Raw genomic sequence first — 21,775 nt, 5'->3', positions numbered from 1 at the left:
GGCGGACGCACCGGCCCATTCGGCGCCGCCCCGCTCACGGTCGCCTCACCCCGGCCGCGGCGGACGTTCCCGGCCGACGCGCGCCCCTGCGGCCGTGAGCACTCCGGTCCCGCCGATGAGTTTCGCGCCGCCGCGCCGTACCACCTCGGACAGCGACGTGAAGTGAACGAAGGAGCGGATATGACGACCGTCCAGCCCATCATCATCACCCCCGGCCTGCCCCGGATGCGGTCCTTCTACGAGCGGCTGCTCGGCGCGGTGGAGACGAGCCGTTTCCCGGACGACGGCCCCGTCTTCTTCGTGGGACTGAAGCTGGGCGACTCCGAACTCGGCCTGGTCAGCGACGAAGCCGATCTGTCCGCGCCGCAGCGGTTCGCGCTGAGCGTGCGGGTCGACGACGTCGACGGGCTGCTGGAGCGGGTCGAGGCGGCCGGCGGGCGCGTGCTCGGCCCGCCGAACGACATGCCGTGGGGCGAGCGGGTCGCCCACGTCCACGACCCCGACGGCAACATGGTCAACCTGACCCAGCTCCTCTGAGGCGTCCCGGGGCGGCCTCGGGCCGCTCGCCCCCGCCGGATCGGTCGGCCGCGGTGCCGGCCGTGGCTTCGGCGGTGCCGGTGTCAGTGCCGGTGCCGGTGCCGGTGCCGACGTGGACCGCCACGTTTCCGCCCGAGAGGACGGCCGTCACGGGTCCGGGCGGCAACGTGGCCCGGTGGGTGAGGTAGGCCGCGGTGGTCACCGCGCCGCTGGGTTCGGCGCGCTCCCCCAGCTCCCGCCGGAGGAGGTCGGCGGCGGCCCCGATGCTCTCCTCGCTCACGGTCAGCATGTCGTCCACGTACCGGTGGATGTGCTCCCACGCCAGAGCGCCCAGGACCGGGCCGCGCAGGCCGTCGGCCACGGTGCGGTAGGTCCGTCCCACCGGCCACGCGATCCTGCGGCCCGCGCGGAAGCTGTCCGCGCCGTCGGCGGCCAGCTCGGGCTCGACGCCGATGACCCTGATCGCCGGGTCGACGGCCTTGGCGGCGACCGCGACCCCGGCCAGCAGGCCGCCGTTGCAGACGGGCACCAGGATCACGCCGGCGCGGGACTGGTCCCGGGCGATCTCGTCCCCGACGCTGCCGTGCCCGGCGATGACGTCGGAGTCGTCGGAGCCGACCACCGTGGCCGCGAGCCGGTCGGCGAGGGCCAGGCAGGTGACCTCCCGCAGAGCGGGCGGCACGATCACCACCTCCGCGCCGAGCCGGCGGGCCGCCTCGACCTTCAGCGCCGGCGCGGTGTCGGGCAGGACCACGGTGACCCGCAGGCCGTGCCTGTCGGCGGCGTACGCGACGGCCTGGGCGTGGTTGCCGGAGGACTGGGCGATGACGTGCCCGACACCCCGTTCGGCCAGCCGTCCCACGGCGTTCAGCGCGCCCCTCACCTTGAACGAGCGGGTGGGCTGCCGGTTCTCCGGTTTGATCCAGAGCCGTTCCCCGGGCAGGCGCAGCAGCGGTGTGCGCCGTACGGACGCCGCGATCCTGGTCGTGGCCGCGGCCACGTCGGCCTCCGTCACCAGGCGCATCGTGCCGGCCGCCGTCACCGGGCTCGCCACGCCGGGCTCTGTGTCCCGGCCCGCCACGTCAGGCTCCGTCGCCCGGCGCGTCCGCTCGGCTCCCCGGTCTCCGGCGACGTCCGGGCCGGTCTCTCCGGTCGTCCGGTTCATCGGCTCAGTGCCTCGTCCCTGCTCAGCACCCCGTCCTGGATGGCGTCCAGGTCGGCCTCGGCCTCCGGTGGCGGTGCGGCGTCGGGGACCAGGTCCTCCAGGCGGTACAGCGGGCGGTGGCGCAGTCCGAGCAGTCCCCAGACGACCAGGAACACGCCGCTGACCAGCAGCACCGCCGCCGCCCCCCGGCCGGGCCCCGAGGTGTGCGGCTGAACCCAGTCGGCCAGCGGGCCTGCCGACAGGAAGCCCAGCGGCTGCATGGCCGTGGCGAGCATGACGTTGACGGCCAGCACCCGGCCCTGCAGCTCGGGTCCCACCTTCACCTGGATGATGGACAGCCAGTGCGCGTTGCCGATGCTCATGCAGGCCAGCCGGAGGAACAGGCCGGCCGCGACCAGCCACACCGCCGGCCACACGCCCATCAGCACCACGCCGAGCCCCGACCCGGCCACGAAGCCGATCATGCCGACGGTCCTGCGCCGGGTCCCGCCCCACACCAGCACCACCGCGGTGCCCACGGCCGCGCCGAGGCCGCCGGCCGCGGTCACCGCGCCCAGGGACGCCGGGGAGCCGATGGCCAGGACGACCGGGGTGACGAGCACCCACATCAGCGCGGTGCAGAAGTTGACCACCGCGAAGTAGAGCGCCATCACCAGCAGCGGACGGCGGCGGATGAGGAACCGCCAGCCGCCGGTCAGCGCCGCCCGGAACGTCTCCTCCCGCCGGTGGAACAGCCGGTTGGGGAACCGGACCGCCAGCAGGGTCACCACCCCCAGCCCGAACGAGACCACGTCGATGGCCACCACCGACGACAGCCCGAACAGGCCGATCAGCGCGCCCCCGGCGAGCGGGGCCACCACGTTGCCGACGCCGAAGCCCAGGTTCGCCACGGCGTTGGCCTGCGGCAGGTACGGCTTGGGCACCAGTTGCGCGATCGCGGCCAGGTAGGCGGGCATCTGGAACGCGGTGACCACCGACGTCGCGCCGACGATGAGGCACACGTTCCACAGTTCCAGCCGGCCGGTGACCATCAGCAGCACCAGCGCCGCCATGGCGAGACCGGAGATCGCGTCGCAGGCCAGCATGATCCGGCGGCGGTCCCACCGGTCGGCCAGCGCGCCGCCCAGCGGGGTGAGCAGCACGGTCGGGATCTGCGCCAGCATCACGATCAGGGCCAGGTCCAGGATCTCGCCGCTCTGCTGGTAGGCCCAGACACCGAGGGCGAACGAGCTCAGCGCCGTTCCCACCGCCGAGGCGAACTGCCCGGCCGCGACGGTGTAGAAGGGGCGCAGGCCGGTGCGGCCTGCGCGGTCGGGTGGACGCACCGGGGCGGGCAGCCGGTCCGACGCCCAGTTCCGCAGGTGCTCGGCCACCAGGGCGGCCAGCGGCTCCGCCTGGTGCCGCAGGAAGTAGTGACCGGCGCGGGGCAGCACGGCCACGTCCGCCCGGGGCGCGAAGGCCGCCCACTCCGCGTACCGCTCCTGGTACAGCTCGGTGGCGCGGTCCCGTTCGCCCACCACGCACAGGAGGGGGGCGCGCAGCGGCGTCCCCGGGGCGGCCAGCTCACGGCCGAACCACTCCCGCGCCTGGTCGGCGTCGTGGCGCATCGCCCGCACCGCGACCTCCTTGGCGGCCTCGTCCATGTCGTCCAGCAGGCCGCCCGTGGCGCGCAGCGCGTCCCGGAACATCCGGTCGGAGACCCATCGGTCGCCGCGGAACAGCCGCTGGGCCAGGCCGGGCAGCCGGGCGCTGGGGAAGCTGCCGCCCGCGATCACGCCCAGTACGGGGATCCCGTCCGCCTCCAGCCGTCGGGCGAGGGCCACCGCGGGCGCGGATCCCACGCAGTGACCGTAGATCGCGATCGGGGCGGACGCGGTCGTGGCCACTTCCGCGGCCAGTGCCTCGACCAGCTCGTCCAGCGGCAGCGGCGACTCCTCCGGCCGGGCCGGGTCGTGGCCGGGCAGCTCCGCCGCGAGCACCTCCACCCCCTCGCCCAGCGCCCAGGCGAGCGGCTGGTACACGGCCGCCGACCCGCCGCCGTACGGCACGCACACCAGGGTGAACTCGCTGGTACGGCCGCCGCCCAGCCGGTGCAGCAGCCCGCCGCCGTCGCGGTGGTCCAGGAACGCGGCCAGTTCGGCGACGGTGGGCCGGGTGAACAGGTCGATCACCCGCAGGCCGGAGCCGATCTCCTTGACCGCGCGGACCGCGGCGAAGGAGTCTCCACCCAGGGCGAAGAAGTCGTCGTGCGCCCCGACCTCGGCCACGTCGAGCACCCGCGCCCAGGCCAGGGCGACCAGTTCCTCGGCGGCCGTGGACGGCGGCACGAACACGGCGGTCTCCGCCTGCGGCGCGGGCAGGGCGGCCCGGTCCACCTTGCCGTTCGGGTTGAGCGGAAGCCGGTCGAGGACGACGAACCGGGCCGGGACCATGTAGTCGGGCAACCGCTCCCGGAGCGCGGCCCTGACCGCCGCGGTGTCGACCGTCCTCCCGGTCTCCCCGGTCTCCCCGGCTCCCCCGGTCTCCCCTGCTCCCCCGGTCTTCCGGGTCTCCCCTGCGTCCCCGGTCTCCCCGGATCTCCCGGCGGACGGTGTCACCCAGGCGGCGAGCTGCCTGGCCTTCCCCTCGCCCACCGGCAGCACCACGGCCTCCGCGATCTGGGGCAGGGCGCGCAACGCGGTGATGATCTCACCCAGCTCGACCCGGTAGCCGCGCACCTTGACCTGGTCGTCCACCCGGCCGCGGAACTCCACCCGGCCGTCGGCCGTGACGCGCAGCAGGTCGCCGCTGCGGTAGCAGCGTCCCTGCCCGGTCAGCGGGTCGGGCACGAAGCGTTCCGCGGTCAGCTCGGGCAGGCCGATGTAGCCGCGGGTCACGCCCGGTCCGCCGACCACCAGCTCGCCGGGCACCCCGACCGGAACCGGCCGCATGCCCGCGTCCACCAGGTGCCCGTACACGCCCGGCAGGGGCCGGCCCAGCGGCACGATCCCGGTCCGGTGCGCGACCGGGATCTCCTCGGTGTCGCAGACCAGGCAGATCATCGTGGACTCGGTGTGCCCGTAGTGGCTCTGGATCCGCAGGCCCGGCCGCGCGGCCCTGGCCCGCTCCACGAGGTCCCACGGGCACGCCTCCCCCGCCAGGATCAGCAGTCTGCCCGGCAGGACGGCGGCCAGGTCGCCGCCGGAGGCCAGCAGCTCCAGGTGGCTGGGCACGCACTTGACCACGTCGATGTGGTGCGCGCCGAGGTAGCCGGCGAACGCGCCGGGGTCCATCGCGGTCTCCCGGGGCACCAGGTGCACCGTGCCGCCCGTGGTCAGGGCGCCGAACACGCAGGTGAGGCCGAAGTCGGCGGCGGGGGTGGACACCACCGCGTACGAACCGCCCGGCACGTCGATCCGGGGCAGCATGCCGTTCAGGTAGTTCACCACGCCGCGGTGCTCGGCGGCCACGGCCTTGGGAGTGCCGGTGGAGCCGGAGGTGAAGATCACGTGGTGCAGGTGCTCCGGCCGCACGTCGACCCGCGGCCGGGTCGCCTCCAGGGACGGGAGCCGGTCGAGTGCCAGCACGCGGCGGCCGGCGCCGGCCAGGCCGGAGAACTCGGCCGTGGTGACCACCGCCCGCACGCCGGCGGCGTCGAGCATGGCGGTGATCCGCGCGGCCGGGTACGCCGGGTCCAGCGGCAGGTAACCGCCGCCCGACTTCTGGATCCCGAACAGGGCGCAGGCCAGGTCGGCTCCCGGCTCCAGCAGGACGCCGACCGGCTCGTCGGCGCCCACCTCCGCGGCCAGCAGCCAGTGGGCGATCCGGTTGGCGTCCGTCTCCAGCTCGGCGTAGGTCAGGGCGCGGTCCGCGCCCACCACGGCCGGCGCGTCGGGGCGGCCGTCCACCCAGCGTTCGATCAGCCGGTGCACCGGCGTGTCCAGCGGCGCCGGCGTGCCGACCGTGGTGGCCGGGGACATTGAGCCCACCGCCCCCACCGGACCCGCCGCGTCGGCCGTGCCCGCCGGACCGGCCGTGCCCGCCGGACCGGCCGTGCCCGCCGGACCGGCCGGGGACGCCAGGCTCGCTGTACCGGCCGGACCTGCCGCGTCCGCCGTACCGGTCTGGGACGCAGGGCCGGCCGGGGGCGGCAGCGGTTCGCCGGCCAGGACCGGGCCGGTCACCGGCTCCAGCGGCACCGCGCCCACGGGCGCGTCCAGGTCGGCCAGCATCCCGTCCAGCAGGGCCACGTACCACCGGGTGAACCGGGCCGCGGTGTCCGCGTCGAACAGGTCGGTGCGGTAGCCGAGGCCGCCGCGCAGCGGCGTGCCGGGCCCCGCGTCGACGACGTGCCAGTTCAGGTCGAACTTCGCCGTCAGCTCCGGCAGGTGGATCTCGGTCGCCTCCAGGCCGGGCAGCCGCGGCCGTCCCACGGCGGTGACGTGGTTCAGCATCACCTGGAACAGCGGGGTCGCGGCCAGGTTCCGCTCCGGCCGCAGCAGGTCGACCACCCGGTCGAACGGCGTGCCCGCGTGCGCCAGGGCGCCCAGCGCGCCCTCCCTGACCCGGGCCAGCAGCTCGTGACCGGTCGGTTCGCCGCCGACCTCGGTCCGCACGACCACGGTGTTGAGGAAGCAGCCCACCACGCCCTCGGTGTCGGGGTGGTCCCTGCCGGAGACCGGCACACCCACCGCGATGTCGGTACCGGCCGACAGCCGCGCCAGCAGCGCCTGCAGCGCGGCCAGCAGCACGATGAACGGCGTCGCCCGGTAGGTGGCGGCCACCGTCCTGACCCGCTCGCCCAGCTCCACCGGCAGTTCGAGCTCCACCGAGGCGCCGCCCGGGTCGGGCACCGCCGGACGCGGCCGGTCGGTGGGCAGGTCGAGCACCGGCGGCAGGCCGCGCAGCCGCTCGGCCCACCACTCCAGGTCCGCCGTGTCGGGGACCGGCGCCACCTCGGCATACTGGGCCGGCGGCGCCTCCGGCGGCGGGCGCAGCCCGAGCCGGGCCGCGTACAGGTCGGACAGCTCCGACAGCAGCAGCCCGCGGGTCCACGCGTCGGTGGCGATGTGGTGGAAGGTGAGCGAGAGCACGTGCTCGGCGTCGCCGACCGTGAGGAGCACCGCCCGCATCGGCGGCTCCCGGTCCAGCGCGAACGGCGTGGCCAGGTGGGCGGCGACCGTCGCCTCCACCTCGGAGGCGTCGACGTCCGCGGTCGACACCGGCACGTCCTCGGCGGGCCGTGTCACCAGGACCGGTTCGGCGCCGGAGTCGTCGATCACGCCGCGCAGCACCCGGTGCCGCTCGGCCAGGTCGCGGACGGCGCCCAGCAGCGCCTCCACCTGGAGCGGCCCGCGCAGCCGCAGCGCCAGCGGCACGTTGTAGGCCGTGCTCTCCGGCTCCAGCTGCGCCAGGAACCACAGCCTGGCCTGCGCCCCCGACAGCGGGGCCGGGCCGTCCGCCCGCTGCCGTCGCGCCCTGGTCTCCGTGGCCGGGCGGGGCAGGCGGGCGGCCAGGTCGGCGAGCACCGGGTGTTCGAACAGCAGCCGCACCGCGACCGGCGCGCCCAGCCGTTCCCGCAGCCGCCCGGCCACCCGGGTCGCGGCGAAGGAGTGCCCGCCGAGGGCGAAGAAGTCGTCGTCCGCCCACACCCGCGGCAGGTCCAGCACCTCCGCCCAGATCCCGGCGACGAGGTGCTCCTGCGGTGTGCCCGGCGGCACCCGCACCGCCGGACCGGCCTCGGGGACCGGCAGCGCCGCCCGGTCCACCTTGCCGTTCGGGGTGAGCGGCAGCGCGTCCAGCGCGCCGATCGCGGCCGGCACCATGTAGTCGGGCAGCCGTTCCCGCAGCTCGGCCCGCACCCGCGCGACGTCCACGGTCGCGGGGGTCACCCAGGCGGTCAGGCGCCGCTCCGCCCCGGCGCCGACCGGCTGCACGAACGCCTCCGCCACCTGCGGCAGGGCCCGCAGCGCCGCGGTGACCTCGCCGAGCTCGACCCGGAAGCCGCGTACCTTCACCTGGTCGTCGATCCGCCCCAGGAACTCCACCAGGCCGGACTCGTTCACCCGCACCCGGTCCCCCGTGCGGTACCAGCCGCCGGTGAACCGCTGCGCCGTCAGGTCGGGCCGGCCCAGGTAGCCGCGGGCCAGGCTGGGCCCGCCGATCCACAGCTCCCCCGGCACGCCGTACGGCACGGCCCGCCCTCCGGGGTCGGCCACCCGGCACGCCACGTCGGCCAGCGGCCGGCCCAGCGGCGCCACGCCGGGAGGCACCTCGTCCGCGTCGCAGGCCAGCACCGACACCGTCGTCTCGGTGGGGCCGTAGTGGATCTGCACCGCCAGGTCGGGCCGTGCCCGCCGTATCCGCTCCAGCAGGTCGGGCGGCACGGCCTCACCGGCGAGGATCAGCAGTTTCGCGGGCAGGGCGTCCATCCCCAGCGGTTCCAGCTGGCTGGGCACCATCTTGACCGCGTCCACCGGACGCGCGGCCAGGTAGGCGGCGTAGGCGGCCGGGTCGGTGGCCGTCTCGTGGTCGATCAGGTGCAGGGTGGCGCCGGAGGTCAGCGCGCACAGCACGTTGGTCAGCCCCAGGTCGGCCGCGGCGGTGGACACCAGGGCGAAGGAGGACGTCCCCGCGGGGATCCGGCCGGCCACCGCGCCCAGGTAGTGGGTGATCTGCCGGTGTTCCACCGCGACGCCCTTGGGCTCCCCGGTGGAGCCGGAGGTGTAGATCACGTACGCCAGGTGGTCGGACGGCACCGCCACGTCCGGGCGGTGCTCCGGCTCGTCCCCGGCGGCGGCGACCTCGGCCTCGGTGAGCACGATCCGGGCCCCCGACGCGGCCAGGACGGCCTCGGTCCGCCGCGCCGGGTAGACCGGGTCGAGCGGCAGGTAGGCCGCGCCGGCCTTGAGCACTCCCAGCAGGGCGACCACCAGTTCGGGCCGCCGTTCCATCAGCACGGCGACCGGTTCCTGCGGCCGCACCCCGAGGGCAAGCAGCCGGTGCGCCACCTGGTTGGCCCGCCGGTCCAGCTCCGCGTAGCCGAGCTCCGCGAGCCCCGCGGGCGCCGCGAGCCCCGCGGCGCCCGCGGGTTCCGGGGACTCGGGAGACGTCGTGAGCCGCGAAGGGGCGGATGAGACGACCGCGAGCGCGTCGGGACGGGCGTCGGCCATCCGCTCGACCAGTGTGTGCAGCGGCACGTCCGTCGGCAGATCCGCGACCGGTCCGAGCAGGTCGGGGCCTTCGGGGAGGCGGACCGGCGCGCCGGTGTCGGTGAGCAGCCCGTCCAGCAGCGCCAGGTACCACTCCACCAGCCGCCGGACGGCGGTCTCGTCGAACAGGTCGGTCCGGTAACGCAGCTCGCCGGTGAACCGGCTCCCGTCGTCGCCGAGCGCCAGGTTCAGGTCGAACTTGGCGTTCGGCGCGGGCACCGCTTCGGTACGGACGTCCAGACCGGGCAGGGTCACCGGCGCACCGGCGTCGTAGACGTTCAGCATCACCTGGAACAGCGGGGTCACCGACAGGTTCCGCTCCGGCCGCAGCCGCTCCACGATCCGCTCGAACGGCGTGCGGGCGTGGGCGAACGCGTCCAGCGCTGCCGTGCGGGCCCGGTCCAGCAGTTCGGCGCCGGTGGGGTCGCCGGAGGTGTCGGTGCGGATCACCAGGGTGTTGATGAAGCAGCCCACCACCTTCTCGGCGTCGGGGTGGTGCCGTCCGGCGTGCGGCACCCCGACGGCGATGTCGTCGCCGCCGGACAGGCGGGCCAGCAGCGCCTGCAGGCCGGCCAGGAACACCATGAACGGCGTCGCGCCCGTCACCGCGCGCACCTTCGCGGACAGGGACTCGGGCACCTCGACCTCGATCGCGGCACCCTGCCAGGCGGAGACGGCCGGGCGCGGCCGGGCGACCGGCAGGTCCAGCACCGGCGGCAGGCCGGCCAGACGCCCGGTCCACCAGTCCACGTCGTCCTCGGGCCGCCCGGCCTCCCACGCGGCCACGTCCGCGTACTGCAGGGCCGGGGGCTCCGGTCGCGGCGCCAGGCCGAGCCGGGCCGCGTACAGCGCCGAGAGGTCCTCCAGCAGCAGCTTCTCCGACCAGGCGTCGGTGGCGATGTGGTGCAGGGTCAGCGCGAGCACGCACTCGTGGCCGCCCAGCCGGAACACCGTGGCCCGCAGGGGCGGCTCGGCGTCCAGCCGGAACGGGCGCCACGCCTGGGCGGCCAGCTCCCGCTCCAGCTCCGCGGGGTCGGTGTCCACCACGGAGACGGGGACGCCGTCTGCCGGCCGTACCCTCGTGCCGTCGATGACGCCGCGCAGGATCCAGTGCCGGTCGGCCAGGTCGGCCACCGCGGCGGTGAGCGCGCCGACGTCCACCGGCCCGCTCAGCCGCAGCGCCAGCGGCACGTTGTACGCGGGGGAGTCCGGCTCCAGCTGGGCCAGGAACCACAGCCGTTCCTGGGCGGGCGACAGCGGCATGTCCGTCTCGGAACGTGCCGGGATGCTCGTGACGCCGAGGGCCTCGGCCGCCGCCTGGGCGGCGGCGAACCGGGACCGGAGCAGTTCTGCGAGCCGGTCCTGAGCGAGCTCGGTCATGCGTGGCTCCCATCCGTCAGTTCGGCGACCAGCAGTTCTTCGAGTCCGGCGGCGAAGTCGGCGAGCACCGGCCGCTCGAACAGCATCCGTACGGGGACGGCCAGCCCCAGCGTCTCCCTGATCCGGACGGCCACGCGGGTCGCGGCGAAGGAGTGCCCGCCCAGGGCGAAGAAGTCGTCGTCGGCCCAGATCGCGGGGCGTTCCAGGACGGCCGCCCAGATGGTGGCCGCCAGGCGTTCGGCGTCGGTGGCGGGTGCGACCCGTCGCGCCTCCGGGACGTCGGCCGGCTCGGGCAGCGCCTTCCGGTCGATCTTGCCGCTGGGCAACGTGGGCAGGGCCGGCAACGCGACCCACCGCCGGGGCACCATGTGGCCGGGCAACCGCGACCGGACGTGGCTCTCGACCGCGGCCAGGTCGGCCGTCTCCGGCGCGACGTAGCCGACCAGGTGGGCGTGCGCCTCCGAGCCGGCCACGGTCACCGTCCCGTCGGCCACCTCCCGCAGCACCGCCTCGATCTCGCCCAGTTCGATCCGGTAGCCGCGGACCTTCACCTGGTGGTCGGTGCGGCCGTGGAACTCCAGCGTCCCGTCCGGCCGCCACCGCACCAGGTCCCCGGTCCGGTAGCACCGCCCGCCGGGTGTGAACGGGTCGTCGACGAACGCGTCCGCGGTCTGCCCGGGCCGGCCCCGGTAGCCCCGGGCCACCCCGGCGCCGCCGAGCAGCAGCTCGCCCACCGCGCCCGGCGGCACCAGGCGCAGCCCGGCGTCGACCACGTAGGCCCGCTCCCCCGGCATCGGCGGCCCGATCGGCACCCCCTCGGACGCGGGCGCCCGGACCCGGTGCAGGGTCGAGGTGACCGTGGTCTCGGTGGGGCCGTAGGCGTTCCACAGCTCGCCGACCCGCTCCAGGATCCGCTCGGCCAGGGCCGCGTCCAGGCTCTCCCCGCCTGCGACGGCCCGCAGCGCCGGGTCACCGGTCCAGCCGGCGGCCAGCAGCAGGCGGTACGCGGTGGGCACCAGGTCGATCACCGTCGCCCCGCAGGAGGCGATCAGTCCGGCCAGCGCGTGCCCGTCCACGGCCGTGGCCCGGTCCACCACCACGCAGGTGCCGCCGCGCGCCAGGACGCTCCACAGCTCGGAGGCGGAGATGTCGAAGGTGAGCGGCGCCACGGCCGGCTGGACGTCGCCGGGGCCCAGCCGCAGCGCGGCGGCGATCCCGGCCACGTAGGCGGCCAGGCCGCCGTGGGTGATCTCCACCCCCTTGGGCTCCCCGGTGGAACCGGAGGTGTGGAGCACGTACGCCAGATCCCCGGGTCGCACGACCGGCAGCTCCGCCCGCCCGGGGTGGGCGGCCACCAGGTGGTCCACGTCGAGGGTGTCGAGGCCCGGAACGCTCACCCCTCCCCGGGTGAGCACCGTCCGCACCCCGGCGTCCCGGGCCAGCCGGCGCAGCCGTTCGGCGGGATGCTCCGGGTCCAGCGGCAGGTACGCCGCGCCGGCCCGCCACACCGCCAGCAGGACCGCCGGCATCAGGTGGTCGCGCGGCAGGCAGACCCCGACCACCTCCCCCGGTGCGATCCCGTTCTCCAGCAGCGCCGCCGCCGCCCGCCCGGACCAGTCATGCAGCTCGGCGTGGCCGAGCGAGGTCCCGTCCGGGCCGATGACGGCCGTCCCGCCGGTGTGGGCCGCCAGCGCCTCCGGGACCGTCGGGAGGGTCTCCGGCAGCTCCGGACCGGCCGCGGCGGCCAGCAGGGCGGCGCGTTCGTCCGGGGTGACCCGCTCGAACGCCGCCGGGGGCCGGTCCGGGTCGGCCAGCGCGCACCGCAGCAGCCAGGTCAGCCGGTCCAGGTACGCCTCGGCGCGCGGCGGGTCGAGGTGGGCGCGGCCGTACTCCAGTTGCAGTTCGGTGCCGTCCACGGTCCGGTTGACGAGCACGCTGAGCTCGTGGACCGCGGCGCCCGAGCCCAGGTCGGTGAGCAGCTCCAGGCCGCCCAGGCGCACCGGCACCTCGGCGTGCTGCATGGCCAGCAGCACCGGAACGCGGGGCAGCTCGGCGGGCGGGATCTCCTGGTGGACCAGGGCCCTGGTGGTCGCGGCGGCGGCCTGCCGGACCAGGTCCCGGAAGGTCGGCTCATCGGCCGGCCGCAGCCGTGCCGGCACCATGTCGATCAGCGGGCCGATGACGCCGGTCAGCTCCGGCCGGGCACGCCGGGCCGCGGCCACCCCGACCAGCGTGTCGGGCTCACCGCTCGCCAGGGCGAGGGCCGCCAGGTACACCGCGAACGGGGTGGCGCCGCACTCCCGGGCCAGCGCGTCCACATCCGCCGTGAACTCCCCGGGCAGCGGCCGGATCACCCGGCCCGCCGTCAGGTCCGCGGGCGCGGGGGGCCCGGGGGGCGCGCCGTCCAGCTCGGCCCGCCAGAACTCCCGCAGCCGCTCCAGGTCCGGCTGTTCCTCCTGCCACACGGCCACGTCGCCGACCTGGACCGCCGGTTCGGGGACGACCTCGCCGGCCAGTCCGGCGGCCAGTTCGCCCATCAGCACCCCGACGGAGCCGCCGTCGAAGGCGATGTGGTCCACCACGACCACCAGTTCGGCCTCCGCGCCGCCGACCGGGCACAGGGAGGCCCGCATCAGCGGCACCTCGCTCGTCACGTCGAACACGTACGACGCCGCGGTCCTGGCCACGGTCTCGGGATCCTCGCCCGCCGCGTGCTCGGTCAGCGGCACCGGCGCCGGAGGACGCACCACGGCGTACGGCGTGCCGTCCCCGTCGACGGCGACCGTGCTGCGCAGCACCTCGTGCCGGCGCACGACCGCGTCCAGGGCCGCGCGCAGCGGCGCGACACCCGGCAGGCCGCGCACGCGCAGCCGGATCCCCAGCGTGGTGACCGGGCTTCCGGGGTGGAACTGCCGCAGGGTCCAGAACTGGCGCTGCGTGCCGGTGAGCGGGTGCCGGGTCCGGCCGGCCCGCCGTACCGGTCCGGAGCCGGCCTGGCGCAGCCGGGTGGCCAGGCCCGCGGCGGTCGGCTCGGTCAGGAAGGCCGCCAGCGGCACGGTGTGCCCCAGCCGGCGGGACAGTTCGGTGACGACCCTGGCGGCGGCCAGGGAGTGCCCGCCCAGGTCGGCGAACCGGTCGTGCACGCCGACCTCGGGCAGGCCGAGGACGCCGGCGATCACCTCCGCCGTCAGGCGCTCGTCGTCGGTGCGCGGAGCCACCGGCGCCGGGCCGGCCGGCCGGGCGGCGCCGAGCCGGGGCAGGGCCGCGCGGTCCACCTTGCCGTTGGGGCCGAGCGGGAGCTCATCGGCCACGCCGATGCGGGTCGGCACCAGGTGGGCGGGCAGCCGGGCGCGCAGCCAGTCGCGCAGCTCCGGCTCGCCCACCCCGGAGGCCGCCGCGTGGCCGGCGAGGTAGGCGATCCCGTCGTCGTCGGCCGCGGCCAGCACGACGGCCCGCCGTACCGCGGGGTGGCGCGACAGCACGGCCTCAACCTCGCCCGGTTCCACCCGGTAGCCGCGGATCTTGACCTGGTCGTCGGCCCGCCCGGCGAAGCGCAGTTCGCCGTCCACCCGGCGGACCAGGTCCCCGCTGCGGTAGACCCGGCCGCCGTCCGGATCGGTGCGGAACGCGGACGAGTCGCCCCGCAGGTAGCCGCGGGTCACCACCGGCCCGCCGATCCACAGCTCGCCCGCCTCCCCGTCCGGGACGGGGTCTCCGGCCGCGTCGCGGACCGAGAACACGGCTCCGGCGATCGGTTCGCCCAGGGACGGCTCGCCCTCGTGGTCCCGGCGCACCTCGGCGACGGCGCAGGTGGTGGTGCACTCGGTCGGGCCGTAGAGGTTCAGCACCCGGCGCACCCCGGGGTTGGCGTAGATCCGCCGCACCAGGGCGGCGGTCAGCGGCTCGCCGCCGGAGAACACCGCGCGCACCCCGCTCGGCAGCGGCTCGCGCAGCAGCGCCGTCAGCGCGGAGGGGACCCCGTAGACCGTGGTCACCTCGTCGCGGGCGGGCAGGTCCGGCAGCGCCAGCAGGTTGTCGGCCAGGATCACCGTCCCACCGGCGACCAGCGGCAGGAAGAGCTGGCTGATCGACGGGTCGAAGCAGATCGAGGCGGTGGCCAGCATGCCGCCCAGTTCCTCGGCGGTGTACGCCGACGCCTCCCAGCTCAGCAGGTTGAGGGTGTTGCGGTGCTCCACGACCACGCCTTTGGGCGTTCCGGTGGAGCCGGAGGTGTAGATGACGTACGCCGCGTCGCCGGGGTCCCCGTCCGGCTCCCCACCGCCGGACGCCCGGGATGTCCCGTCGCCCGGATGACCGGTCGCGCCGGTCGCCCCGGTCGCCCCGGGCGCGCCGGGCGCGCCAGGTGCGCCAGGTGCGCCAGGTGCGCCAGGTGCTTCGCCGTCCGGTGCCACATCGTCGGATGCTTCGCCGCCCGGCGCCACGTCGTCCACGAGAACGGGCCGGGCGCCGGTGAGGGCGGCGGTCCGGCGCAGCGCGGCGGAGGTGAGCACCGCGGTCACCGCGGAGTCCCCGGCCATGAACCGCAGCCGCTCGGCCGGGTAGGCGGGGTCCAGCGGCACGTAGGCCGCCCCCGCCTTCCACACCCCCACCAGTGCGGGGACCAGCCACTCGTCGCGCTCCAGGCAGACGCCGACCAGGTGGCCGCGCCCGATGCCCTCGGCGGCGAGGGCGCGTGCGACGCCGTCCGCTCTGCGGTCCAGCTCGGCGTAGCTGAGCCGGGTGGTTCCCGCCACGACGGCGACGCGTTGCGGAGTTTGTCTACTTTGGGCCTCTATCGCCTTGTGGACGCGCCCGTATCCCTCAAACGTCTCGATCGCCCCCGACCGTTCCGTGCTCACTATGAGCTTTTTGTGCCATAGGTGCTCGCGTGTGCAGCGTGGTATTTGATGTCCACGCCTTTTCGCACAGGCTCGCCGAGGAGACGTTATGGGGCGATACGGATAACAGTAAGACCCTTCATTAAATCGTTAGGCTATCTAGTCTTTTTCCGCTTTTGTCTACTTATATAGATTTTTAGGCACATTGTCGGCATGGCGGGGAACGCCTGGGGCCGCCCTCGTGGACGCTCGGACCGGGATGGACCCCCGCGCCCTCGGAGCGTCCATGCTGGGAGCGTGAACGAGGGATATCTGCCGATCGGACGGTTCGCCCGGCTCTGCCGGCTCAGCGTCAAGCAACTGCGCCACTACGACGAACTGGGGCTGCTGGCCCCCGCCCACGTCGACCCGGACAGCGGCTACCGCTACTACCGGCCCGACCAGGCGCGCGCCGCACTGCTGATCGGTCTGCTGCGCTCCCTCGACGTGCCCCTGCCGTCGATCGGGCGGGTGCTGTCCGACGGGACGGGCGCGCTCGGCGGCGTGCGCGACCGCATGGAGGCCGACCTGGCGCGCCGCGAGCGCAACTTCGCCGCGCTGGAACGCATCCTCTCCAGCGGCCTGCCCCACGCGGAGGTGACCGTCGTGCGCGAACCCGCCCGGCGGGTGGCCACCGTACGGGACACCGCGACGCTGGAGCGGATCGGCGCCGTCACGTCGGCGGGCGTGGCCCGGCTGATGACGGCCGTGAACGCCGTGGACGCCCTGAGAACCGCGGGCGCCGTGGCCTCCGCGGGCGTCGCCGGCGGGCCGGAGGGAACCGCGGGTGACACGGGTGGGCCGGTGAGCGGCGCGGGCGGGCCGACGGGGTCGCCGATCGGATTGTTCCCGCTCGACCTCACCGGGGAGCTCGCCGTGACCATCGCGGTGGAGACGTCCGCGGACGTCCCGGGGACGTCCCCGGACGTCCTGCCGGGCGGCCTGTACGCCTCGGCCACCCATGTCGGGCCGTACGACCAGATCTCCCTCACCACGCACGCGCTGCTCGCCTGGCTGGGCGAGCGCGGCCACACGCCCGACGGCCCGCTGCGCGAGGTGTACGTCTCCGACCCCAGGACCACGTCACCGGACCGGCTGGTGACACACCTGATGATCAAGCTGGAGGATCCCGGGTGAGCCCGGCCTGCCATCCGATGACGGAACGGAACCCGGGGGCGCCGTCCGCCGGCGCTCTCACCGCCCGGCTCTCGGCTCACCCGGCGCGTTCGGCCCGCCGGAGCTCCCACCGTCCGGCTCGTCCGGCCCGTCGGCGCCCTCGTCGCCCTCGTCGTCCGGCGCGTTCAGCGGGCGGAGCATGGCCGACGCCTCGTCGTGGTCCATCCCGGTCGCCTCCAGCAGATCGACGGCGATGGAACGCAGCTGTGCGAGGGTGACGTTCGCCGAGAAGCCCAGGTTCGTGGGTCGTTCCCGCTCGGCGACGGCGATCAGCGCCTGCCGGGCCAGCATCGGCTCGCGTCCGGCCCCCAGTTCGAGCTGGAGCAGCAGCGCCGCCTCCGAGACCTCGCGCAGCGAGTCGGCCAGCACGACCGGCGGCGGACCGGCCTCCCCCAGCGCCGCGAGTGTACGGCGGGCCAGCACGCGGGCGTTGCGCAGCGCGAGGTCCACCGGCATGGCGGCGGTCTCGTACCGGGTCAGCTGGGCCCGGTGGTGCCGGCGCAGCGGCGAGATCATGATGATCTCCTTGCTGTTCTCCAGCGCCGCCTCGAACTCCTCGACCACGTCCTGGGTCCTGCGCCCGCACTCCAGGGCCTCGGCGGCCAGGTCCATGTCCTTCTTCTCGATCGCCTCCGCGGACTGCTCCAGCACGGTGGAGAGGGCGTCGAGCACGCCGGACAGGTGCCGGCCCGCGATGGCGAGCGGGCTGGCGGGCAGCAACGCGACCGCGACGATGCCGACGACGCCGCCGGTGAGCGCGTCGGCCATCCGGTCCAGCCCGCCGACGTCCTCGCCCGGCACCAGCATGGCGACCAGCACCGCGGACGAGCCGACCTGCGACACGAACAGCTCACCGCTGCTCACCAGCCCCGCGACGGTCATGGACAGCGCGATCACGAGCGCCATCTGCCAGGGCCCCGAGCCGATCCAGGACCCCAGCAGGTCGCCGATCCCCACACCCAGGCTGACGCCGACCACCAGCTCGACCAGCCGGCGCAGCCTCCGCCCGTGTCCCACGCCCACGCAGATCATCACGGAGATGGGCGCGAAGAGGGGACGGGGATGGCCGAGCAGGTGGACGGCGACGATCCAGGCCAGCGCGGAGCCCACGGCGCACTGCGCGATGGAGGGCATGATCGGGCCGAACGTGCTCAGCCGCTTCCTGACTTGATCACCGAGCCACGTCCACACCCTTCCACCATGGCCGATCTTTATGACACTGGGGTCACATTTGCCCCAGGTTCCCCTAGTACGGGTGATTCGACGGGGGACAGGCCGGTCATCTCGGCGAGCCGGCTCCCGCCCCTGCCTCCGCCGTGTACGCCGCCCGGATCTCCGCGGTGAAGACCCACCCGCACTCCGGGTGATCCTCAACGGGGTACAGGTCACGGGCCGCCGGGTCGGTGAACCAGCGGTGGACCAGGTAGCGGTCGAACCCGCTGATCCCCCCGTGTACGACCGGTCGAGCACGGCGAGCGCGTCCTTCGAAGGCGGCAGGCGATCGCCTCCGGCCCCGCTCGTCTCCGTGCCCACGCCACACGGTTTCCACACCGGGCGTACATCGACACTACGGAGGCGCGGGCGCCGCAGGCGTGCACCGTCGCGACACCGGACGGCATTCCGGCGACATCATGAACCCACCGGCGCCGCGCGTCCCCGTTCACCCGGAGCATGGCGGAGCCGATGAGAAGCGGTGTCTCCATGCCGCCATCCTGCGGCAGCCGGGCCCCGTGAACAGGGATCGGTGATCCCACCCTCGGTCACGCGCGGGCGACGGCGTCGCCGCCCGGCAGGCCTCACCCCGGCAAGCGTCACCGCCCGGCAGGCGCCCGCTCACGACGCGGCGTCACCGGTGAACGCGCGGCCGCGGCCCGTACCGGTGGGTCAGCCGGCCCGGTTGCGGCCGGCGCGGGGTCTGGCCGATCGTGGCGGGATGGCGCGCATGTGGTCGCGGACGCGGCCGAGGATGTCGCCGAGCCGGGCGAGGTCGCCGTCGGTCATCGGGTCGAACAGCAGACGCCGGACGCTGTCCACGTGGCCGGGCAGCACCTGGGCGACCAGGTCGCGCCCGGCGTCGGTGACGGTCACGATGACGCTGCGCTCGTCGTCGGGACACGGCGAGCGGGTGATGAGGCCGCGCTTGTCGAGCAGACCGGCCTGGTAGGTGAGTCCGCTGCGGCTGTAGACGACGCCGTCGGCCAGATCGGTCATCCGGAGCCTGCTCTCCGGCGCGTCGGTCAGGCGGGCGAGGATCTGGAACTGCACGTAGCTCAGGTCGCCGTCGGCGCGCAGATGCTCGTCGACGGCGTGCTGAAGAAGGCTGCTGACCTCCATCAGGGCGAAGTACGCGCCGAGTTGCTCGATGTTCAGGCCGGGTGCCGGGTCACTCACACAACCGACCTTACTTTGAATTCGAAACGTATTTCCGTTGACGAACGCGTCGAACTCAGAAGACGGAAGGAGCGCACATGGGCAGGAGCCATACCGGGGCCGCGCCCCGGGTCGTGGTGACCGGGGGTCCCGGGGCCGGGAAGAGCACGTTGATCGACCGGTTGCAGGAAGCCGGGTTCGCGCGGTCGCACGAGGCGGGGCGCGGCGTCATCCGGGACCAGATGGCGATCGGCGGGCGCGCGCTGCCCTGGGCCGACCGGGAGCTGTTCGCCGAGCTGATGCTCGGCTGGGAGCTGCGCTCCTACCGGACGGCCCCGGCGGCGCCGCCTGCGGCGAGCGCGGAGGGGACGGCGGACGCGGTGAACGAGGAAGGGGCGACGCGCACGCCGGTGGCGACGCCGGTCTTCTTCGATCGCGGGATCCCCGACATCGTCGGCTACCTGCGCCTGGAGGGGCTGCCCGTCCCCGAGCACGTCCACGCGGCGGCGCTCAGGTTCCGCTACCACCGGATCGTGTTCGTCGCGCCTCCCTGGCCGGAGATCTACCGCCGGGACGCCGAGCGCAGGCAGTCCTACGAGGAGGCCGAACTGACCTACGAGTCCATGGTCGCGACCTACACCGAGTACGGCTACGAGCCGGTGCCGCTCCCTCTCGCGCCGGTCGAGGAGCGCGTCCGGTTCGTCATCGAACGTCTGCGGCGGGGCTGAGACGGCGTCAGGCGCCACAGCGGTCCGGCGGCTCGTCCCGGCCGGGACGCCGAGCCGTCCGCCATGGCTTCCGAGCGCCGCGAGCGCCGTGGGTTCGGGGCTTTCCGTTGTTCTCCGATTCGTCGCCTCAGGCCGATGAGTGCGGATGGTGTCCCCGGTATGTACCGGTGAGCTCACAAGAGCTCGCGAGGCGCCGGCACGGCCGATGGGCCGCGACCGGGACATGACGAGGACGGACATGACCGCAGAGAACCACTCCGGCACGATCATCGAGGACCGCTCCGCGACCACCCGGGAGGAGGACCGCGAGGCCGTACTCGGCCTGCTCCACGCGGTCTACGCCGCCTGGGCCGACAACGACGCCGACGCCTTCGTCGCGCCGTACGCCGAGGACGCCACCTCGATCCTGCCGGGTTCGTACCGGCGGGACAGGGAGGAGATCCGGGCCCGGATGGCGGCGGGCTTCGCCGGCCCGCTCAAGGGGTCGCGGGTCGTCGACGAGGTGCAGAGCGTACGGTTCCCCGGCGCGGACGCGGCCGTGGTGGTCAGCCGGAGCGTCGTCCTGATGGCCGGGGAGAGCGAGGCGCCCGGCGGACGCCAGGTGATGGCCACCTGGATGTGCTCCCGGCGGGACGGCGGGTGGGTCATCGACGCCTACCACAACTGCCCCGCCTGACCTTCCGGCACGGGTACGGGGACCACCGCGGCCGGCCACCGGCGCGGGTACGGAACCGCCCCGCCGGCTGTGGGTACGAGGAGCCCCGGCCGCGGGTGCGGGTACGGTCCGCGTGACGGGCCCCGCTGAAAGATTCACCGGGCGGGAGGGCCGGAAGGCTCGCCCGCCGGGAGAAACCCCTGGTCCCCGAACCGGGTGAGAGGCGGCGGGGCGCGGGGCCGGGGGGCGGGCGTTGACGGGTGGGCGGTGCGGTACGAAACATCGTCGTCGTCCCGCTTCGCCGAATCCGAAGGTGCGATGCCATGGCGCTCCCCGCTTCGTTCGCCGCCCGGTTCCGGGCCGTCGCCGTCTCGGCGGCGCTGGTGCTGGGAGGTCTCGCCGCGACGGCGGCCGTCCCGGCGGCGGCCCTGCCGGACACCGGCTGCCGGGTGGACTACACCCTGAACCAGTGGCAGGGCGGGTTCACCGCCCAGGTGAAGGTGACCAACCTGGGGCCGGCGGTCAACGGCTGGCGACTGCGGTGGACCTTCGGCGGCGACCAGCGGGTGACGAGCGCCTGGAGCGCGCAGGTCGGTCAGAGCGGCACGACGGTGACCGCGACGAACGTCTCGTGGAACGCCTCCCTGCCCACCGGCGGGACCGCCGACTTCGGCCTGCAGGGCACCTGGACGGCGGCCGACCCGGTGCCCGCCGACTTCACCCTCAACGACGTGGCCTGCAACGGCGCCGGTTCCCCGAGTCCGAGCGTCACCCCGACGGCCACCCCCACCGCGACACCGACCGTCACACCCACGGCCACCCCCACCGCGACACCCACCGTGACCCCGACTGTGACACCCACCGCGACGCCCACGGTGACGCCGACCGGCGAGCCGGGGTGCGCGGGGGCGGCGGTCTGTTCGGGGTTCGAGGACCAGACGGGTGTCCCCGCCGGTGACTGGCAGGTCGTGACGCCCAACTGCTCGGGCTCCGGCACCGCGGTGGTCGACACCTCGGTCGCGCACAGCGGAAGCAGGTCGCTGCGGATCAACGGCGGCGGCGGGTACTGCAACCACGTCTTCGCCGGGACGACCCGGGACGTCTCCGCCGTCGGCCCCGTGGTCTACGCGCGGATGTGGGTCCGGCACACGACGGCCCTGCCCACCGGCCACATCAGCATGATCACCATGGCGGACTCCCGGGACGGCGGCCGGGACCTGCGCGTCGGCGGCCAGAACGGCGCGCTGCAGTGGAACCGCGAGTCCGACGACGCCACGCTTCCCGAGCAGAGCCCCACGGGGGTCTCGCTCAGCACCCCGCTGCCGGTCGGCCGCTGGGTCTGCCTGCGGTACGAGATCGACACCACCCGGCAGTCGATCCGCACCCTGCTGGACGACCGGGAGGTCGCCGGGCTGCGCGTGGACGGGGTTCCCACGCAGGACGTCGACTCCCAGTGGCTTCGCCGTACGACCGCGCCGCGTCCGACCACGCTGCGGCTGGGCTGGGAGAGCTACAGCGGCGACCAGGACACGATCTGGTACGACGACGTGGCCCTGAGCTCCTCCCCGCTCTCCTGCTGAACGGCCTCGCGCTCCCCCCGGGCCTCGCGCAGCCGCGGGGCCGGCTCGCCCTCCCGCCGGACCACCGAATCGCCGAATCGCTGAGCCGCCTCGTCCGCCGGACCGCCGCCCTCCCAG

General features: G+C 74.9%; 10 protein-coding genes. 5 read left to right on the top strand and 5 right to left on the bottom strand.

Annotated features, from left to right (window positions below; genetic code table 11):
* Positions 1-180: 180 nt before the first annotated feature.
* The gene (locus ACZ6W9_RS25200) at positions 181-537 is read left to right on the top strand and encodes a VOC family protein (protein ID WP_389957271.1); all 357 of its coding nucleotides are present in this window, start codon (positions 181-183) and stop codon (positions 535-537) included.
* On the opposite strand, the gene ACZ6W9_RS25195 is transcribed toward ACZ6W9_RS25200, so the two are convergent.
* Genes ACZ6W9_RS25195 through ACZ6W9_RS25185 form a run of 3 tightly spaced genes read right to left on the bottom strand, consistent with a single transcriptional unit; the run spans position 515 to position 15,131 of the window.
* Positions 515-1,702: a threonine ammonia-lyase gene (locus ACZ6W9_RS25195; RefSeq protein ID WP_470119934.1), complete on the bottom strand. Its 1,188-nt coding sequence runs from the start codon at positions 1,700-1,702 to the stop codon at positions 515-517. The two genes, ACZ6W9_RS25200 and ACZ6W9_RS25195, sit on opposite strands and share 23 nt — an antisense overlap.
* Positions 1,699-10,272 (bottom strand): non-ribosomal peptide synthetase/MFS transporter, encoded by an 8,574-nt coding sequence (locus tag ACZ6W9_RS25190; RefSeq protein ID WP_470119932.1) that lies wholly within the window; start codon positions 10,270-10,272, stop codon positions 1,699-1,701. The genes ACZ6W9_RS25195 and ACZ6W9_RS25190 overlap by 4 nt, the downstream gene beginning before the upstream one ends.
* Positions 10,269-15,131, bottom strand: a complete 4,863-nt coding sequence (locus tag ACZ6W9_RS25185) for an amino acid adenylation domain-containing protein (RefSeq protein ID WP_470119930.1) — start codon at positions 15,129-15,131, stop codon at positions 10,269-10,271. Before ACZ6W9_RS25185 ends, ACZ6W9_RS25190 begins: the two co-directional genes overlap by 4 nt.
* Positions 15,132-15,407: 276 nt before the next feature.
* On the opposite strand from ACZ6W9_RS25185, the gene ACZ6W9_RS25180 reads away from it, so the two are divergent.
* A complete protein-coding gene (locus tag ACZ6W9_RS25180) occupies positions 15,408-16,286 on the top strand; it encodes a MerR family transcriptional regulator (RefSeq protein WP_389957280.1) in 879 nt (292 codons plus the stop codon).
* A 57-nt stretch (positions 16,287-16,343) separates the two neighbouring features.
* On the opposite strand, the gene ACZ6W9_RS25175 is transcribed toward ACZ6W9_RS25180, so the two are convergent.
* Together ACZ6W9_RS25175 and ACZ6W9_RS25170 are read right to left on the bottom strand one after the other, a co-directional pair.
* On the bottom strand, positions 16,344-17,516 hold the full coding sequence (locus tag ACZ6W9_RS25175; RefSeq protein WP_389957282.1) for an FUSC family protein: 1,173 nt from the start codon (positions 17,514-17,516) through the stop codon (positions 16,344-16,346).
* Between the two features lie 693 nt (positions 17,517-18,209).
* On the bottom strand, positions 18,210-18,716 hold the full coding sequence (locus ACZ6W9_RS25170) for a MarR family winged helix-turn-helix transcriptional regulator (protein WP_389957285.1): 507 nt from the start codon (positions 18,714-18,716) through the stop codon (positions 18,210-18,212).
* Positions 18,717-18,793: 77 nt separating this feature from the next.
* Between ACZ6W9_RS25170 and ACZ6W9_RS25165 the strand changes: the two genes are divergently transcribed.
* From ACZ6W9_RS25165 to ACZ6W9_RS25155, 3 genes are all read left to right on the top strand, one after another.
* Complete coding sequence (locus tag ACZ6W9_RS25165) at positions 18,794-19,423, top strand: AAA family ATPase (RefSeq protein WP_389957288.1); 630 nt, start codon at positions 18,794-18,796, stop codon at positions 19,421-19,423.
* A gap of 238 nt (positions 19,424-19,661) precedes the next feature.
* Complete coding sequence (locus ACZ6W9_RS25160; protein WP_470119927.1) at positions 19,662-20,099, top strand: SgcJ/EcaC family oxidoreductase; 438 nt, start codon at positions 19,662-19,664, stop codon at positions 20,097-20,099.
* Between the two features lie 302 nt (positions 20,100-20,401).
* Positions 20,402-21,658, top strand: a complete 1,257-nt coding sequence (locus ACZ6W9_RS25155; protein WP_470119925.1) for a cellulose-binding domain-containing protein — start codon at positions 20,402-20,404, stop codon at positions 21,656-21,658.
* Positions 21,659-21,775: the final 117 nt, after the last annotated feature.

This window comes from Streptosporangium sp. NPDC053982 (assembly GCF_055585205.1).
This window is presented reverse-complemented; position numbering and strand designations above follow the sequence as displayed.